Origin of the sequence: Flavobacterium sp. MDT1-60, from assembly GCF_014844035.1 — a bacterium.
Taxonomy (GTDB): Bacteria; Bacteroidota; Bacteroidia; order Flavobacteriales; family Flavobacteriaceae; genus Flavobacterium.
Genome location: NZ_CP062159.1, coordinates 2,482,408 through 2,498,782 on the forward strand (window position 1 = coordinate 2,482,408; position 16,375 = coordinate 2,498,782).

The 16,375-nt window shown below is 33.0% G+C and carries 14 protein-coding genes; 7 read left to right on the plus strand and 7 right to left on the minus strand.

Annotated features, from left to right (window positions below):
- The first annotated feature begins 282 nt into the window (after positions 1-282).
- A complete protein-coding gene (locus IHE43_RS10755; RefSeq protein ID WP_192187931.1) occupies positions 283-5,778 on the plus strand; it encodes a glycosyl hydrolase family 18 protein in 5,496 nt (1,831 codons plus the stop codon).
- Positions 5,779-5,985: 207 nt separating this feature from the next.
- Here IHE43_RS10755 and IHE43_RS10760 read toward each other — a convergent pair whose 3' ends face one another.
- On the minus strand, positions 5,986-6,216 hold the full coding sequence (locus IHE43_RS10760; RefSeq protein WP_192187932.1) for a hypothetical protein: 231 nt from the start codon (positions 6,214-6,216) through the stop codon (positions 5,986-5,988).
- 82 nt (positions 6,217-6,298) lie between these two features.
- Between IHE43_RS10760 and IHE43_RS10765 the strand changes: the two genes are divergently transcribed.
- The 3 genes from IHE43_RS10765 to IHE43_RS10775 all read left to right on the plus strand — a co-directional run bounded on the left by IHE43_RS10765 (position 6,299) and on the right by IHE43_RS10775 (position 9,613).
- Positions 6,299-6,529: a helix-turn-helix domain-containing protein gene (locus tag IHE43_RS10765; protein ID WP_192187933.1), complete on the plus strand. Its 231-nt coding sequence runs from the start codon at positions 6,299-6,301 to the stop codon at positions 6,527-6,529.
- A gap of 77 nt (positions 6,530-6,606) precedes the next feature.
- Positions 6,607-7,380 (plus strand): TlpA disulfide reductase family protein, encoded by a 774-nt coding sequence (locus tag IHE43_RS10770; RefSeq protein WP_192187934.1) that lies wholly within the window; start codon positions 6,607-6,609, stop codon positions 7,378-7,380.
- Positions 7,381-7,993: 613 nt separating this feature from the next.
- Positions 7,994-9,613, plus strand: coding sequence for an ABC-F family ATP-binding cassette domain-containing protein (locus IHE43_RS10775; protein WP_192187935.1), 1,620 nt, complete (start codon positions 7,994-7,996; stop codon positions 9,611-9,613).
- 66 nt (positions 9,614-9,679) lie between these two features.
- Here IHE43_RS10775 and IHE43_RS10780 read toward each other — a convergent pair whose 3' ends face one another.
- The 6 genes from IHE43_RS10780 to IHE43_RS10805 all read right to left on the minus strand — a co-directional run bounded on the left by IHE43_RS10780 (position 9,680) and on the right by IHE43_RS10805 (position 14,779).
- Positions 9,680-9,853: a hypothetical protein gene (locus IHE43_RS10780; protein WP_164502527.1), complete on the minus strand. Its 174-nt coding sequence runs from the start codon at positions 9,851-9,853 to the stop codon at positions 9,680-9,682.
- 472 nt (positions 9,854-10,325) lie between these two features.
- The gene (tnpA, locus tag IHE43_RS10785) at positions 10,326-10,784 is read right to left on the minus strand and encodes an IS200/IS605 family transposase (protein ID WP_192187936.1); all 459 of its coding nucleotides are present in this window, start codon (positions 10,782-10,784) and stop codon (positions 10,326-10,328) included.
- 344 nt (positions 10,785-11,128) lie between these two features.
- Positions 11,129-11,536 carry a hypothetical protein gene (locus tag IHE43_RS10790; protein WP_192187937.1) on the minus strand — a complete coding sequence of 136 codons (408 nt, stop codon included), beginning with the start codon at positions 11,534-11,536 and terminating at the stop codon, positions 11,129-11,131.
- Between the two features lie 215 nt (positions 11,537-11,751).
- Complete coding sequence (locus tag IHE43_RS10795; RefSeq protein ID WP_192187938.1) at positions 11,752-12,345, minus strand: dihydrofolate reductase family protein; 594 nt, start codon at positions 12,343-12,345, stop codon at positions 11,752-11,754.
- A 47-nt stretch (positions 12,346-12,392) separates the two neighbouring features.
- On the minus strand, positions 12,393-13,640 hold the full coding sequence (locus IHE43_RS10800) for a hypothetical protein (protein ID WP_192187939.1): 1,248 nt from the start codon (positions 13,638-13,640) through the stop codon (positions 12,393-12,395).
- A 62-nt stretch (positions 13,641-13,702) separates the two neighbouring features.
- Entirely contained in the window at positions 13,703-14,779 is a 1,077-nt protein-coding gene (locus IHE43_RS10805; RefSeq protein ID WP_192187940.1) for a topoisomerase II, read from the minus strand.
- 266 nt (positions 14,780-15,045) lie between these two features.
- Here IHE43_RS10805 and pyrR point away from each other — a divergent pair, with 266 nt between their 5' ends.
- The 3 genes from pyrR to IHE43_RS23560 all read left to right on the plus strand — a co-directional run bounded on the left by pyrR (position 15,046) and on the right by IHE43_RS23560 (position 16,333).
- Entirely contained in the window at positions 15,046-15,585 is a 540-nt protein-coding gene (gene pyrR / locus IHE43_RS10810; RefSeq protein ID WP_192187941.1) for a bifunctional pyr operon transcriptional regulator/uracil phosphoribosyltransferase PyrR, read from the plus strand.
- Positions 15,586-15,692: 107 nt separating this feature from the next.
- Positions 15,693-16,190: a hypothetical protein gene (locus IHE43_RS10815; RefSeq protein ID WP_225585463.1), complete on the plus strand. Its 498-nt coding sequence runs from the start codon at positions 15,693-15,695 to the stop codon at positions 16,188-16,190.
- On the plus strand, positions 16,175-16,333 hold the full coding sequence (locus IHE43_RS23560) for a hypothetical protein (protein ID WP_225585464.1): 159 nt from the start codon (positions 16,175-16,177) through the stop codon (positions 16,331-16,333). The genes IHE43_RS10815 and IHE43_RS23560 overlap by 16 nt, the downstream gene beginning before the upstream one ends.
- Positions 16,334-16,375 lie beyond the last annotated feature (42 nt).

The window sequence follows — 16,375 nt, forward strand, 5'->3', positions numbered from 1 at the left end:
GAATTTCAGATTGATGAATCCCCAAGTTTATCTTCTGGTATTTAATACTAATTTTTAAAAAATTATATCTAAATATCAATCAATACTATTTGCTAATGATTATGGTAGAATCGGTAATAGTAATATTTATTTATAGAAGTAATATGAATTAATTCCACTTGACTGCAATTTCCACGTTGCAGTTGGCTGAAACCCCAGTTATTGTTTTTTATATGCTACGTTATGGCATGCATTATTTAGTAACCGGAATATTTATTTTCTATTAACCAATATTTATTAATTATGAAACATTATTACAGATTGCTTTTTTTGTTACTGTTTCCCTTACTCGCGTTAGCTCAACCGGCTCACGGAAAAAAGGTAGTAGGGTATTATGCGCAATGGTCTATCTATGCCCGGGATTTTAATGTCCCAAAGATCGACGGAAGTAAATTGACGCATTTGAATTATTCTTTTTATGGGACAACTTATGATCCTGCCCATCCGGAGAATACAAAGTTATTATGTTTAGATTCGTATGCTGATTTCGAGCATATGGAAGGCGGAATCCCTTGGGATGCTCCGGTAAAAGGAAATTTTTATGATTTGAAAAAATTAAAAGAAAAGTATCCGCATCTTAAAATTTTAATTTCTGTTGGAGGATGGACTAAAGGTCAGGATCTTTCTCCAATTGCTGCAAGTCCTGTTGCAAGAGCCGCTTTGGCTGCAGATATGGCAAACTTCATTGTAACTTATCCATTTATTGACGGATTTGACATTGACTGGGAATATCCTCTTTCCGGAGGAACAGACGGTACTGAAGTAATTAACGGAGCTCCAATTCCTCCACAAAAGTACAGCCCGGACGACAACAAAAACTTAGTGTATTTATTGAAAGCAATGCGTCAGGCAATGCCGAATAAATTGGTTACAATCGCTGCCGGAAATAATGTTCGAAATGTAGCGAAACAATATCTTGGCCCACTGAATAGAGGACAATACGGAATGTCAGAAGATATTTCGACGTATTGCGATTACATTACTTATTTTGGATATGATTTTGGTGGAAACTGGTACGATAAAACCTGTCTTAACGCTCCTTTATATTCAAGTGGAAATTCAAATGATCCGCTATACGGAGCAACTCAATCTGAATCACTTGACGAATTGACGAGCCAATATTTGAATGTTGTTGGTTTTCCTGCGAATAAATTAATCATGGGATTACCTTTTTACGGGAAAAAATTTGATCATGTTGCTAATAACGGAACCAATCCAAATTTACCTGGATTATTTGTTTCTGCACCACGTGATATCGTTTCAGGATGTACAAATCCACAAAATCCAATCGGAACCTGGGACGGACCCGCTGCCTGTGAACGATCAGGAAGTATTGAAATTTGTGATTTAGTTGGAAATCCTGTTACCAATTCACATCCTTATTTAGATCCAAATACCATGTTAGTTACACCAACCGCCGCTGCTGCTGGATGGGTTAGGTATTTTGACAATACAACTAAAGTTCCTTACTTATACAATGCGACTTTAAAACAGTTTATCTCTTATGAGGATAAACAATCAATGGATTTAAAGGTGCAATATATTAAATCGAGAAACCTTGCCGGTGGTATGGTTTGGGAATTATCTCAGGATACAAGAGGTTCTCTTCCAAATGCCTTATTAAACCAAATTGATACTTCTTTTGGAAGCGTTGTTCCCGGAACAGTAAGTATTGCAGGTTCTGTTAAAAACGGATCAGCTCTGGTTTCTGATGTAACCGTTGAGTTGCGTGATGCAAGCAATGCGGTATTACAAACAGTGGTTTCTACAGCGGGAAATTTCACATTCAATAATTTACCTTCCGGACAGACTTATAAGTTAACAGCTCTAAAAGCGACTTATACTTTTACTCCGGTAACTCTAACGAATGTTACAGTTAACCAAACTGCTGTTGTAATTAACGGAACTCAGCCAACCTATACTGTAAGTGGAACAGTTTTAGACGGAACAACACCAGTATCCGGAGTTACTGTTACTGCAACTTCAGGAGCTACAGTTTTAACAGCAGTTTCAAATGCAAGTGGCGTTTATAGTGTTGCAGGTTTAACAGCCGGACTTAACTTCACAGTTACGGCAACAAAATCTGGATTCTCTTATACGCCAACTTCTACAGTTTATAATGCAATCGATGCGAACAAAACATTAAATTTTGTTCAGGGCGCACCAATTGTATATTATACGGTAAGCGGAACTATTTTAAACAATACAACTCCGGTTTCAGGAGTTACAGTTACAGCAACTTCTACAGGAGGAACTTTCACTGCAACTACAAACACAAGCGGAGTTTATTCGATTGCTAATTTACCATCTGGCGGAAATTATACAGTTACTGCTGCTTTAGCAGGACAAACGTACACTCCGGCTTCAACAGTTTATACTAATTTAACGGCCAATAAAACATTGAATTTTACACAAGATGTTATTGTAGTTGGTGCAAGTAAAATTAGTGGAACAGTTAAGAATGGTACAATTGCAGTTTCAGGTGCAAAAGTCGAATTGATTTTGCCCTGGACAGATAATACACATCCTTATTTAAGTAAAATTGCAATTACAGATGCGCAAGGAAAATACAGTTTTGACAATGCTCTTTTAACGGGATATAGCACTATTTCAAGTTTAAAGTTAAACACTTGGGAAAACGGAGAGGTTGTTTATTTACCAAATAATCTAACGAACTTTGCTGTTCCAGCAAATCCAACTGTTTATGATTTTAATACAGGTGCAGTTACAACAACTTACACGGTTAGTGGAACAGTTCTTAATGGAGCCACTCCAGTTTCAGGAGCTACAATCTCAGCAGTTACAGGAACTACAACTTTAACAGCGGTTTCAGATGCTTCAGGAAATTATAGTATTGCTAATTTGGTTTCAGGATTAAATTACACAGTAACAATTGCTAAAACAGGATTGACATTTACACCAGCTTCGACAGTTTATAACGCAATCAGTTCTAATAAAACGCTGAATTTTACACAAGTTGTAACGCCAGTATATTATACTGTTAGCGGAACAGTTTTAAACGGAGCAACTCCAGTTTCTGGCGCAACGATTTCAGCAGTTACAGGAACTACAACTTTAACAGCGACTTCAGATGCTTCAGGAAATTACAGCGTTGCTAATTTGGTTTCAGGATCAAATTATACGGTAACTATTGCTAAAACAGGATTGACATTCACACCTGCTTCAACGGTTTATAATGCAATTAGCTCTAATAAAACCTTGAATTTTACTCAGGTTGTAACTCCTGTTTATTACACAGTAAGCGGAACAGTTAAAAATGGAACTACAGCAGTTTCAGGAGTAATAGTTTCTGCTACTTCAGGAACTACAACTTTAACAGCAACTTCAGATGCTTCAGGAAATTACAGTGTTGCCAATTTAGTTGCAGGTTCAGATTATGCTGTAACAGCGGCTAAAACAGGTTTGAGTTTCAGTCCGGCTACTACAGTTTATACTGCAATTAACGCAAATAAAACGTTGAACTTTACTCAAAATGTTACAAGTGGAAACTTAATCAGCGGAACAGTTAAAAATGGTTCAACTCCAGTTTCTGGTGCTAAAGTAGAATTGATTTTACCTTGGACGGATAATACTCATGGGTACGTAAGTATTATCGCAACCACAGATGCTTCAGGAAATTTCAGCTATAACAATTCGGCTTTAGCTGGATATTCAATCATCACAAGTTTAAAATTGAATTCATGGGAAAATGGTGAAACGGCCTATTTTCCAAATAATTTGACAAACTTCGCGGTGCCAACAACGCCACAAGTTTACAACTTCAACACAAACACTGTTTCGCCACCTCAGGTTACAATTACAAGTCCATCATTGGCAACTGTAGCGATAGCTCCGGGAACTGCCATTCAGCTTAAGGCAACGGCAAGTGTCGACGCTAGCTTAACTATTTCGTCAGTAATTTTTAACATAAACGGACAAAATATTACAGCAGCACTTTCAGGAACAGAATATGTAGCAAACTGGACTCCGACTACAGCAGATTTTAATAAAAATTATACGCTGAAAGCAACAGTAACCGCTTCAAGCGGTGCAACTGCCGAAAACACAAAAGCGTTCTTTTTACAATGTTCAGGAACAACTTGTCCTAATTCATTGCCGGTAATTACTTGGAATTCACCATCGAATACTACTGTATACCAGAATTCTTTCCAGGTTGTGCCAATTTCAGTTACAGCTGTTGATAGTGACGGATCGGTTTCAGGTGTTAGTATTACAATAAATGGCGGTACATTTAACATGACAGCAGGTGCAAATAATACCTATACGTATAATTTTACACCATCTGCTTATCAGGATTATTCAGTTGTAATCAAAGCAACCGATAATCAATCTGGTGTAACTACATTAAACAATACAATTAAAATTGCTCAAGTGGGCACTAATAGATTCATTCCGCTCCCATCTAAAGTTATTTTAGGATATGCACATTCTTGGGAAAATACTTCTGCGCCATTTTTATATTTTTCTCAAATGGTGGGAAGTAAATTTAACGTAGTTGATTATTCTTTCGTAGAAACAGTTAATCGTGATGGTTATACACCAGTATTAACTACAAATGACACTAGATATCTGACCAATGGTGTTTTCAATAAGCAATTGTTGAAAAATGATATAAAATCCTTAAGAGATAGCGGAGTTCCTGTTATTGTCTCTATTGGAGGTCAAAATGGTCATGTTGTTTTGGACAATGTAACTCAAAAAAATATTTTTGTTAATGGTCTAAAAGCAATCATTGATGAGTATCAATTTGATGGTGTTGATATTGATTTTGAAGGCGGATCGATGAATTTTAATGCAGGAGGTTTAAGAGATATTTCTTATGCGGGTATTTCTGCTTATCCAAGATTAAAAAACGTAGTAGATGCTTTCAAAGAATTAAAAGCGTACTATGGCCCTGGATTTTTATTAACTGCAGCTCCGGAAACACAATACGTACAAGGAGGATATTCGACCTATACTGATACTTTTGGTTCTTTCCTGCCAATCATTCAAAACCTACGTAGTGAATTGGATTTGTTAGCAGTACAATTGTATAATACAGGAGGAGAAAACGGATTAGATGGTCAATACTATGGTTCAGCTAAGAGAGCAAACATGGTAACAGCCCTAACTGATATGGTGATAAAAGGGTATAACATTGGTACAACAGGAATGCATTTTGATGGTTTACCGGCCTCAAAAGTTCTTATTGCATTACCAGCTTGTCCAAGTGCAGCAGGTAGCGGTTATATAACGCCGGCAGAAGGAATTAGTGCTATGGATTATTTAAGAACCGGAACCACTTTTTCAGGAAGAACATACACTATGCAGCCAGGCGGACCATATCCTTCTTTAAGAGGTTTAATGACCTGGTCTGTAAACTGGGATGCATCTTCTTGTGGTAATTCATCTGAATTATCTAAAGCGTATGCCGCTTATTTCGCTTCGCAGTCGGCAGCAAAAACATTAGCTCTGAATGATATTTCTTCAAAAAGCAATGCTACGGTAGCTTATTTTAAAAATGATGCTTTAGCAGTTACAAATGACTCAGAAGATATTGCTCAGGTAGACGTTTTTAATACTATCGGACAATCATTAGTAAGTTATAAAAACATTCAAAATAGTAAAGAAGTCCTGCTTCAAAACCAAAGTTTTACAACAAAACAATTGTTCATCGTTGTAGTAACTGACAAAGCAGGAAACAGAAAATCATTCAAAGTAATGAACTTTTTAAACTAGTTACGACGAATGGAAAATTTAGAAATAAAAAAATTGGGACGGTTAAAATTGAGTTTGGTTATTTATTTTTTAATCTGGTTTTTATTTCGAATAAATGCATCGAATTTAAGTGATTTGTTATTTGGTTTTCACTTAGAGGAGCGCATTATAAGCCCGGCAATTTATTGCCGGGTTTTTTTATGGATTAAAATAATTTCTATTAATTATTTAAGCGTCCAAATAAGGATCTAAAATTTCTGCAAGTTTATTAAGCCAGTAAAAATTATCATCAATATTCTTTATTTCAGATTCTAAAGTTTCACATCCTCTCATAGCACATAATGAAAGTGCATTATTTACTTCCCTTATCATTTTTGCCATCTCTTTACAATCGATCTTATCAGTAAAAAAATCGTTTAATCTGTTTTCAATTTTATTCGAAATGTTATTTGTAATCATTATCTTGTTTTTTTAGTAAATATATTAATTTTTGACACAAATTTGTGTCATATTAAAAAATAATTGTTATGACTTTTGAAATATGGATATTTCAGAAGAAACTTTTATTATGAATCTTGGAATTCATATTAGGCAATTACGTGAAAAAAAAGGTTTATCTCAACAGGATTTAGCTGATGATTGTGGTATTCCAAGGAATCAGATTGGCAGAATTGAAAGAGCTAAAATAAATACAGGTATAAAAACTCTTATAAGAATTGCAAATGCTTTAGATATTGAACTTACTGAATTGCTCAGTTTTCAATTAAAATAAAGCAACGGAAAAAAATCTGCTCAAATCAGCAAAATCTGCGTGAAACTTTTTACTATTTTTGAAATCAAATAGAATCCATGCAGAAATTCATCAGTCTAATTACACTTCTTTTCATTTTTACTTCTTCCTTCAGCCAAACCAAATACGGAAAACCAGAAGTCGATCCCATTCAAATTCAAAGTAAATACAGCGATTGGTCAAATTATCAACGGAAAAAAATAATGCTTTCCAGAGATTTTAAGGCATTTGATTTTGATTCGAAAGAAATTTCAAAAGAAACTTTTCTGAGCGAATTGACCAACGGAAATTTTATTCCAATCCGATTAAAATCGGATGATTCGATTTATTATTACAAACTGTTCAAAATTGACCCAAAAACAGATTCAAGTATAAAAGCAACCATCAATCAAATAGGTTTTGATGCCCTTAAAAACTATAAAATGGAAGGCAGTGCTTTTCCTAAATTTTCATTTAAAGATTTAAACGGAAATGAAGTTTCAAACGAAACCATGAAAGGAAAAATCATTGTGATAAAATGCTGGTACATTCACTGCACGCCATGTATAAGAGAATTTCCACAGGTAAACCGTTTAGCAGCAGAATATAAAGACAGAAAAGACATTCTCTTTATAAGTTTAGCCGAAGATTCTCCAGAACAACTAAAGGCCTTTTTAGCAAGAAAGCCATTGTCCTATGCTGTTATTCCAAACATGAAAATCTACATGAACGAAACATTGGATTTAAATGCTTTCCCTACGCATTTTATCCTGAACAAAGAAGGTTTGATTTCGAAAGTCTTGCCCAATTTCGAAAGCTTGGAAGTTGCGCTGGCAAAGGAAAGTAAACTGTAGTTTTTTTAAACCATGTAAGTAATATAAGAAATGTAAGGCTTGCTTAAAATATTCATAAAGCTTATATGATTTTAATATAGCCAATACAATCACAAGCTTAGTTTTAAATGAACCTATATTACTTATTTGATGAAAAACTTTTAATATTCATAAAACTTATATGATTTTAATATAGCCAATACAATCACAAGCTTAGTTTTAAATGAGCTTATATTACTTATATGGTGAAAAACTTTTAATATTCATAAAGCTTATATGATTTTAATATAGCCAATACAATCACAAGCTTAGTTTTAAATGAACTTATATTACTTATATGGAGAAAAACTTTTAATATTCATAAAGCTTATATGATTTTAATATAGCCAATACAATCACAAGCTTAGTTTTAAATGAGCTTATATTACTTATGTGGTGAAAAACGTTTAATAGTCATAAAGCTTATATGATTTTAATATAGCCAATACAATCACAAGCTTAGTTTTAAATGAACTTATATCACTTATACGGTGAAAAAATAAGCGCCAACAATAAAAAAACATAGCTGCTAAGTTCACTTGCACCACTGAACCTTTTTTCGTAATTTTGCGCAAAATTAATTAAAAAGACATTCATGTTAACAGTCAATAATTTATCAGTTCAATTTGGCAAACGAATTTTGTTTGACGAAGTAAATACCACTTTCACTCACGGAAATATTTACGGCGTTATTGGAGCCAATGGTGCTGGAAAATCTACTTTTCTAAAAATCATTTCGGGTGATATCGACCCAACTTCTGGCCACATTCATTTAGAACCAGGAAAACGTATGTCGGTTTTGAACCAAAATCACAACATGTTCGACGAGCATACGGTTTTGGAAACCGTTTTGATGGGAAATAAAGTTTTGTATGCTGTTAAAAAAGAAATGGATGAACTTTATTTAGACTACAACGACAAAAACGCTGACAGAATTGGAGAGCTTCAGGTTCAGTTTGAAGAAATGAACGGATGGAATGCAGATTCTGACGCTGCGTCAATGTTGTCTAACTTAGGAATCAACGAAGAGCATCATTATACATTAATGGGAGATCTAGAGGGGAAAATAAAAGTTCGAGTGCTTTTGGCGCAGGCGCTTTTTGGAAACCCGGATTTGCTTATTATGGATGAGCCTACCAACGATTTGGATTTCGAGACAATCGCCTGGTTAGAAAATTTCTTAGCCAATTATGAAAACACAGTAATCGTAGTATCTCACGACCGTCACTTTTTAGATTCGGTTTGTACACATATTTCTGATATTGATTTCGGAAAAATCAATCACTATTCAGGAAACTATACGTTTTGGTACGAGTCTAGCCAATTAGCGGCAAAACAACGTGCACAGCAAAACAAAAAAGCAGAAGAGAAGAAACAAGAACTTGAAGAATTTATTCGTCGTTTTAGTGCAAACGTTGCTAAATCAAAACAGGCAACTTCTCGTAAAAAAATGATTTCTAAATTGAACATTTCAGATATCAAACCTTCAAGCCGTCGTTATCCTGCAATTATTTTTGATCAGGATCGTGAGGCAGGAGATCAGATTTTGAATGTTGAAAATTTAGAAGCTTCTGTAGAAGGTGATCTTTTGTTTAAAGGTGTTCATTTGAATATGGCGAAAGGCGACAAAATCGTTCTTTTCTCTAAAGATTCACGTGCTACAACCGCTTTCTACGAAATATTAAACGGAAACCAGCAAGCTGATGCCGGAACTTTTGATTGGGGAATTACAACCAACCAAGCCTATTTGCCAGCTGAAAATCATTCTTTCTTTGAAAATGATTTGACTTTGGTAGACTGGTTACGTCAATATGCAAAAACAGAAGAAGAGCGCGATGAGGTTTTTATTAGAGGTTTCTTAGGGAAAATGATTTTCTCTGGAGAAGAAGCTTTAAAAACAAGCCGTGTGTTATCAGGAGGAGAAAAAGTACGTTGTATGCTATCCAGAATGATGATGGAACGCGCTAATATCTTAATGTTAGACGAACCAACAAATCACTTAGATTTGGAGTCGATTACCGCTTTTAACAACTCATTGAAAAATTTTAAAGGTTCTGTGATTTTTACAACGCATGATCACGAGTTTGCACAAACTGTTGGTAATAGAGTAGTGGAGTTAACGCCAAACGGAGCAATCGACCGTTACATGACGTTTGACGAATACTTGGAAGATGATAAAATCCAGGAATTAAGAAAGAAAATGTACAATCTTTAATGTACAATTACAATATAAAAAATCCCAAATTCCAATTAAAAATGGAATTTGGGATTTTTTTATGTTTTATTTTCTGCCGAAGAGCTTAGCGAAAATGAAAATAATGATCGCAACAATAAAGATTACGATAAAGATCCCGAATCCCATTCCGGCTTTAAAAATGTCTCCAATAACTTCGCAACTTGTGAATGAAAATAGTATTACAAATACCATTAACAAACGTGTAATGTTCTTTTGCATGATTTTGCTGTTTTAAATGTTTTAAAAAGAATCTAGTATTCTAATTATCGTTAGATTAAAATTACTTCAATCAGCAAAAAAATGTTTTATATAATTTAGTTGAAAAGTTCTATGATTTGGAGATTTGTTTTAAAATAATGAAGAGTAAATGTGAAAGATATTCAAAATTGAAAGCTCTAGCAGAGCATAATGTTTATAGCTAATTCATTATGAGTGATTGAGAAAAGCTCTGGAGGATATTTTATTTATAGATAAATTTTAGATCTCGGATTTAAGCTCCAGCGGAGCATAATGTTTATAGCTAATTCATTATGAGTGATTGAGAAAAGCTCCGGAGGATATTTTATTTATAGATAAATTTTAGATCTTGGATTTAAGCTCCAGCAGAGCATAATGTTTATAGCTAATTCATTATGAATGATTGAGAAGAGCTCCAGAGGAGCGAAATATATTATCCGATTACATTTGATTATTAAATCTCACTAAATAGATATTCATCTTTAAACTCAATATTAAATAATTGCAAAAATTCAATGTATTCTTCTTTGAAAGTTTTTGTTTTATGATTTTCTTCCTGACGTTGAATATAATTTATAACATTTTTTAATTGAGAATGACTGCATGAGAAAGCTCCAAATCCAGTTTGCCATTCGAACTTTGCGTTAATCCATTTTCTATCATTTATAAACTTTGATGAATTTGATTTTATATCTCTAACTAAATCTGAAATCGACTTATCTGGTTTTAAACCTATTAAAATGTGAATGTGATCGGGCATTCCGTTAATAGCTATTAGCTTTTGTCCCTTATTTGTAACAATACCAGTAATATATTTATAAATTTCTTCCTTCCAATTTGCTGAAATCAGGCTTTGTCTTCCCTTGACTGCAAAAACAATATGAATGTATAATTGCGAATACGTATTTGCCATAAATTGTATATTTAAATTATATGTCACCCCGATGGGGTTCAATAAAATAAATCTACAAAATTGCTATAAACATGCTGTCCCTATGGGACTTAATTGTATTAAATTTAGTCAATTATTTAACTTGGAATTTAATGAATAACATCTATATAAAAAGCATACTTGTATTAGGAAGTTTTAAATTAAACTCCAAAGAAGCAAATCTTTATAGCAAGTTAATTTTGTTAAGACAAAAGCTCCAGCGGAGCATAATATTTATAGCTAATTAATTATACGTAAAAGAAAAAACTCCAGAGAAGCGAAATATTAATTTTCATCTTATTATTGAAAATATCTTCAGAAATAATTTAATTTTTAAATAGAGTCTTGCTCCTTATTGTTTTGATTTCTAAGAATACAAGTCCTGCAATAATTAATACTTCGCCCAGAAAATAAGCGATACCCAAAAGTGAAATACTTTGGTAATAAAGGATGATTCCAAAAGTCAAAACACAATAGAATGTATTGGCAATGCAGATTATTATTAAGTAGGATTTCCAATTATTAATTACCAGAAAGAAGCATGAAAAGGAATAAATTGAAAATGTCAGGGCTATCAAAGAAAGATATTCCAAAGTGGTTTTAGACAAACCAATGTAGGTATTGAAAGTTCTGAGAACGAAAAAAAGTAAAAAAGCCGTAAGTATCGCACCAAAAGCGTCTATGAGAAATATGTTTTTAGGTTCCGCTATAAACTGTTTAAGGTTTTCTTTCATAAACTTTTTTATTTTCTGATCTCAAATTAGAAAGCTCCAGCGGAGCATAATGTTTATAGATAATTAATTTTCGTAAGAGAGAAAAAGCTCCAGCGGAGCGACATATCGTTTTTATTGTGGTAGTAAAATATCACCCCGATGGGGCTTTTTTGAACTCGACTTATTTAGTTCTATAAATATGACGTCCCGATGGGACTTATAAACTATTCGATTTTTTACTCTCCAATAGTTCCGGTCTTAACTTCTCCACCGCGTTTATAACTCACCGCAATAACACCGCTTGGCGTAACCGTACTTTCAATTAAGGTAAATCCCGCCGGAGTTGAACTATCATCAAACAATTTTTTTCCTTTGCCTAAAATGATGGGATAAATTAAGAGTCCAAGTTCATCAACTAAATCATGTTGAAGCAAGAGTTGAACAAGTGTTGCGCTTCCCCAAACTTTAATGTCTCCGCCTTCTGAATTTTTGAGTTTTTTGATGTCTTCGATAGTAGAAAGAAATTCGGTATTTTCCCAGTCAGAGTTTTTTCTGGAGGAAGACAAAACGTATTTAGTAACTTCATTAATTCCCGGCCAGCCTTCTGCATGTTTTGGCCAATAGTCTTCAAAAATATCAAATGTTTTTCTGCCCAAAAGAATATCGGCAGGTTTCATTTGTTCCTGCATGACATTGCCATATTCTTCATCTCCAAAAGTCGCCACCCAGCCTCCGTATTCAAAACCACCCGAAGTATCTTCTTCAGGACCACCAGGTGCCTGCATTACGCCATCGATTGTAATCATGGTTATGACGATTATTTTTCTCATGATGTTTGGTGTTTTTTTGTTTTATCAAATTTAATGGTAGGATAGATTTATTTTATAATTTCTCTTTTTAAATGATTTGGCTGTCGTGAATACCATCTTATAGCTTGTGAACTTGCTGATTTCATAAAATGATTTAAATTTTCAAATTCGTGATTTTGAATTTCTTCTCCATCTGGAATAAAGTTTGATTTTGCATGAACAACCTTGTTACGAGTTTTATATATAATTTTTGCAGCAATATTGCTTGCTGTTGTTAATTGTTGTCTATCTCCGCCATATTCTAATTTTTTAATTTTCAAATGATTAGTTATTTTTTTTTGTATTGATGTAGGAAGTTCTTCAAATAACCCAATAAAATCAAAGCATGTATTAAATGCGGCTTTAATTAAATCTTCATCATTATATCTATCGCGCATAGAATTAGCCAATTGAAAAATTGATCTAATAAAGTCTCCATCCTCGAATAAATTTTTTGGGGCATCTAATTTTTTTCTCATTAACTCATTAGCTTCAATATTTACAGCAATTGGTGCAAAATGTTCTAGAACTTTATAAAAATTTAGAAATTTTAATTCTGAATCTTTTATCTGTACAGCAGAAACAAAAAGTTTCATTCCTTCATTAAACGGTTCTAATTCTCTAAGAGTTTGAGTTACATTTACGGACTCATCATATTCATAATAATCATTCATAGGATTATTAATTTCTGATAAATTTAAAGCAATTCCTGTGGTATCAGCAACTTCAAATATAAAAGCATTTAGTAAGTCAATTTCCTTTTCTTGTGATAAGACGTTTTCCTTACTACCGTAAATAATTTCAATTGAAAAATATTGACTAAACGTCCCCCAATAATCTTTATCGTATTCATCAAGTTTTGTTGCTGCTAAGCCAACAATTATTGATTCAGTTAAGATATTTATTTCAGTTCCGTTTATTGAAGTTGTTTTAATGTCGCTATATTCGCTCAAAACATGTGTTTCTTCGGAATCTGTCGCAGCGACAATATAATAACTTCGTAGATTGGTTTTTATATGAGATTTGTTAATTACTTTGATCGATTTAATTTCATCTCCAAGTTTTAGAAATTCAGATGTTTCAATGGATGCGTTCTCATGCTCACCAGGAAAATCTATATGTATATAATCAATATCTTCTTCATTGCTAATTATTTCTTCTATTCTTTCTTCTGAATAAAGTAGATCATCTTCAAAATCAGTAAAATAATCAGATAATTTAATTATGTATCTGCCAATTTCGTTTATTTCAAGTAATTGTTCTTTTGTTAATTGCATTTGTATATAAATATTATTTTAAATATGGAGTTTTCAGTAAAGATGATTGAATTATTAAAAGGTTATATATTTTCTAATCTAGCTATTTGTTCATCTAGATTAACTTTGGTTTTGGGTCTGGTAGATAAATAATGTTTCATTGTTTCAAAACAATTAGGAATATTTAGTAGGTTATCATCTGTAAACGTTACTGTAGTAATTCCGAAATTTGAAAAATATTTATTTCTTTTCATCATTTCTTTGTTCCATTTAATACTTAATTCTGAATTTACATCTTTTTGGAGCTTGTCTTTAATTTTTGAAACTGACATATGTGTAGAGTGGGGACTAAACTCAAATCCTATCATGTCCATTGTGTGCGAATTTAAAATTGTAAAATCTAATCGATGTTCGTGGTCAACTTCTAATCCAGCATATCTTAATTCTGGAATTAAAAATGGTTCCGAAAATGGATCTTCCGAACATTTTAGATATTCTACATAATGATCAAAAATTTCTTTTTCATATTGTGAGTTAGAAACCCTTTTCAAAATACTCCTATAAAAATTTAGTAAATCATCAAGTTTATCAAATTTGTATGATCCATTATTTTCAGGATCAATTAAACCAGTTTCCATTACATGCCCTACAGTCCAATACATATAATTTGCTCTTCTAATTTCACTCACATCATTAGTCCAAATCTTTTCTCTAAATGTTGGAGCAATTATTAACCCCCAAAAGAATTTCCCTCCACCAAACCAAATTTTCCACAGACTTTCATTAGGTTTTATTCTAGTTCGTGCTAAAAGATTTCTATAAAAATTGCGTTCAAGAAAAGTTAATGTATAGTTTCTAAAAGTTTTATCTTTCATAAGATTTCTTAATGGTGAATATGATTTATCTCCAATATAAGCTATAAATCCTTCAAGCCATTTCGCTTTAAAATCATTTGGATCACTAAATTGAGTACGGATGCTATCAACATAAGTATTATTTTTTCCCCCAATTGTACCATGTAATGAATGAACAGAACATGCTCGTCCTTTTTCTTTACTAAAGTTATGTAATACTTCTGGTAGCATAGCTTCTAATTCTGAAGTCATTTCTTCATCAAGTTGTTTTAAACTTTCAATTTCTTGTTGTGAATATATACTCATGGTTTATCTGATAAATCTTAAGGATATTAATTGATTTACTTCTTTTATATTTTATAGAATATTTGATTTGAAAATATTCTTTTACTTAGCTAAAATATGATTTTATACTATAGTGATTGTAAAAAGTAAGATTATTATGTGAAAAAATAACTGCTAAAGAAAATGATTCATCGATTTTAATTTCATTAAAAATATTTCCCCACCCAACACCCCAACAAATAAATTCTGATTTCGTATATTTGCCCAACCAAACATCACACTTAATTATGAGCCAAAAAGTATTACTTAATTCAAAAGAAGTTACTATCATACTCCATCGTTTGGCTTGTCAGTTAATCGAAAAACATCTTGATTTCTCTGATACTATTTTAGTCGGAATTCAGCCAAGAGGCGTTTTTTTAGCTGAACGTTTAAAACAAATATTAGAAAACGAATACCTGACTCCTGAAATTTCTTTGGGATATTTAGACATCACTTTTTTTAGAGATGATTTTCGTCGTACGGATAAACCGCTTGAAGCCAATAAAACTCAAATCAATTTTATAGTAGAAAATAAAAAAGTCATTTTTATCGATGACGTTTTGTTTACCGGACGAAGCATTCGTTCTGCCTTAACCGCAATTCAGTCTTTCGGAAGACCGTCAGAAATCGAATTGTTAGTATTAATCGACAGACGTTTTAGCAGAAACCTGCCCATTCAGCCCGATTATCGCGGTCGTCAGGTAGATGCCATTAACGATGAAAAAGTAAAAGTAAGCTGGAAAGAAAATGAAGGCGAAGATGCCGTATATCTGATAACGAATTAAAAGTTTAATCGGTAAATCGTTTAACCGTTTAATCGCAAAAACTAAACGATTAAACAATTTAACAAATCAACGGTTAAACAATAAAATAAACGATTAAACAAAAAAGAATGACAGAGAACAAAGCGTTTATTTACGAATCAATTTTTAATCAGGTTAGAATGGGGTTTCTTTCTGTTGATGAGATCAAAGAGAACATCATAGAAGAAATTGAAGACAACGAATTTGAAGATGAAATTTCAGAAGAGTGGGCTTTTGATACCATAAAAGAAGAATACCAAAAGTTGCTTGCAGAAAGTAAACAATGGAAAAGTCCAACAGATACTGAAAGACTAATAAAAGCGTTTGATGAATTAGGTGATGAAAATATCGTTGCGCTTCACAATGCAGGTTATACGACTACAGAAGGTGAATATGAAGTAGTTGAGGTGGAAAGAGAGCTGCAGGAAAACGAAGTCTGGTCTGACGGTTATTGTTTTTATCATCAACAAGATTTGGCGAGAGCTGTGGCAGTAAAAGATCCGGGTTTGTTTATCGCTTTTCAGAAAGTAGATAATTCTGATGATGCCATTGCAATGGAAGTTGGAAAAAAGTGGCCGAAGTTTTAAGAAACAACGGTTTTCAAATAAAGTGGAGTCCATCTGCAAGAACGAAAATAGAAATTCCGGGTTTTAGATGGCAGCATATTTTTGATGAAGACGGAAGAGATTTACAGGATTACGGCGAGGTTGTAGAGCGAATGATTCAATAAAAGGAACTGCTCTTAAAAAAAGCATTGAAGGACTGAATGTTT

Bases quoted from the DNA above. Each gene is read 5' to 3' on its own strand.
- IHE43_RS10755 (WP_192187931.1), top strand. From the start codon at position 283: ATGAAACATTATTACAGATTGCTTTTTTTGTTACTGTTTCCCTTACTC.
- IHE43_RS10760 (WP_192187932.1), bottom strand. From the start codon at position 6,216: ATGATTACAAATAACATTTCGAATAAAATTGAAAACAGATTAAACGAT.
- IHE43_RS10765 (WP_192187933.1), top strand. From the start codon at position 6,299: ATGGATATTTCAGAAGAAACTTTTATTATGAATCTTGGAATTCATATT.
- IHE43_RS10770 (WP_192187934.1), top strand. From the start codon at position 6,607: ATGCAGAAATTCATCAGTCTAATTACACTTCTTTTCATTTTTACTTCT.
- IHE43_RS10775 (WP_192187935.1), top strand. From the start codon at position 7,994: ATGTTAACAGTCAATAATTTATCAGTTCAATTTGGCAAACGAATTTTG.
- IHE43_RS10780 (WP_164502527.1), bottom strand. From the start codon at position 9,853: ATGCAAAAGAACATTACACGTTTGTTAATGGTATTTGTAATACTATTT.
- tnpA (WP_192187936.1), bottom strand. From the start codon at position 10,784: ATGGCAAATACGTATTCGCAATTATACATTCATATTGTTTTTGCAGTC.
- IHE43_RS10790 (WP_192187937.1), bottom strand. From the start codon at position 11,536: ATGAAAGAAAACCTTAAACAGTTTATAGCGGAACCTAAAAACATATTT.
- IHE43_RS10795 (WP_192187938.1), bottom strand. From the start codon at position 12,345: ATGAGAAAAATAATCGTCATAACCATGATTACAATCGATGGCGTAATG.
- IHE43_RS10800 (WP_192187939.1), bottom strand. From the start codon at position 13,640: ATGCAATTAACAAAAGAACAATTACTTGAAATAAACGAAATTGGCAGA.
- IHE43_RS10805 (WP_192187940.1), bottom strand. From the start codon at position 14,779: ATGAGTATATATTCACAACAAGAAATTGAAAGTTTAAAACAACTTGAT.
- pyrR (WP_192187941.1), top strand. From the start codon at position 15,046: ATGAGCCAAAAAGTATTACTTAATTCAAAAGAAGTTACTATCATACTC.
- IHE43_RS10815 (WP_225585463.1), top strand. From the start codon at position 15,693: ATGACAGAGAACAAAGCGTTTATTTACGAATCAATTTTTAATCAGGTT.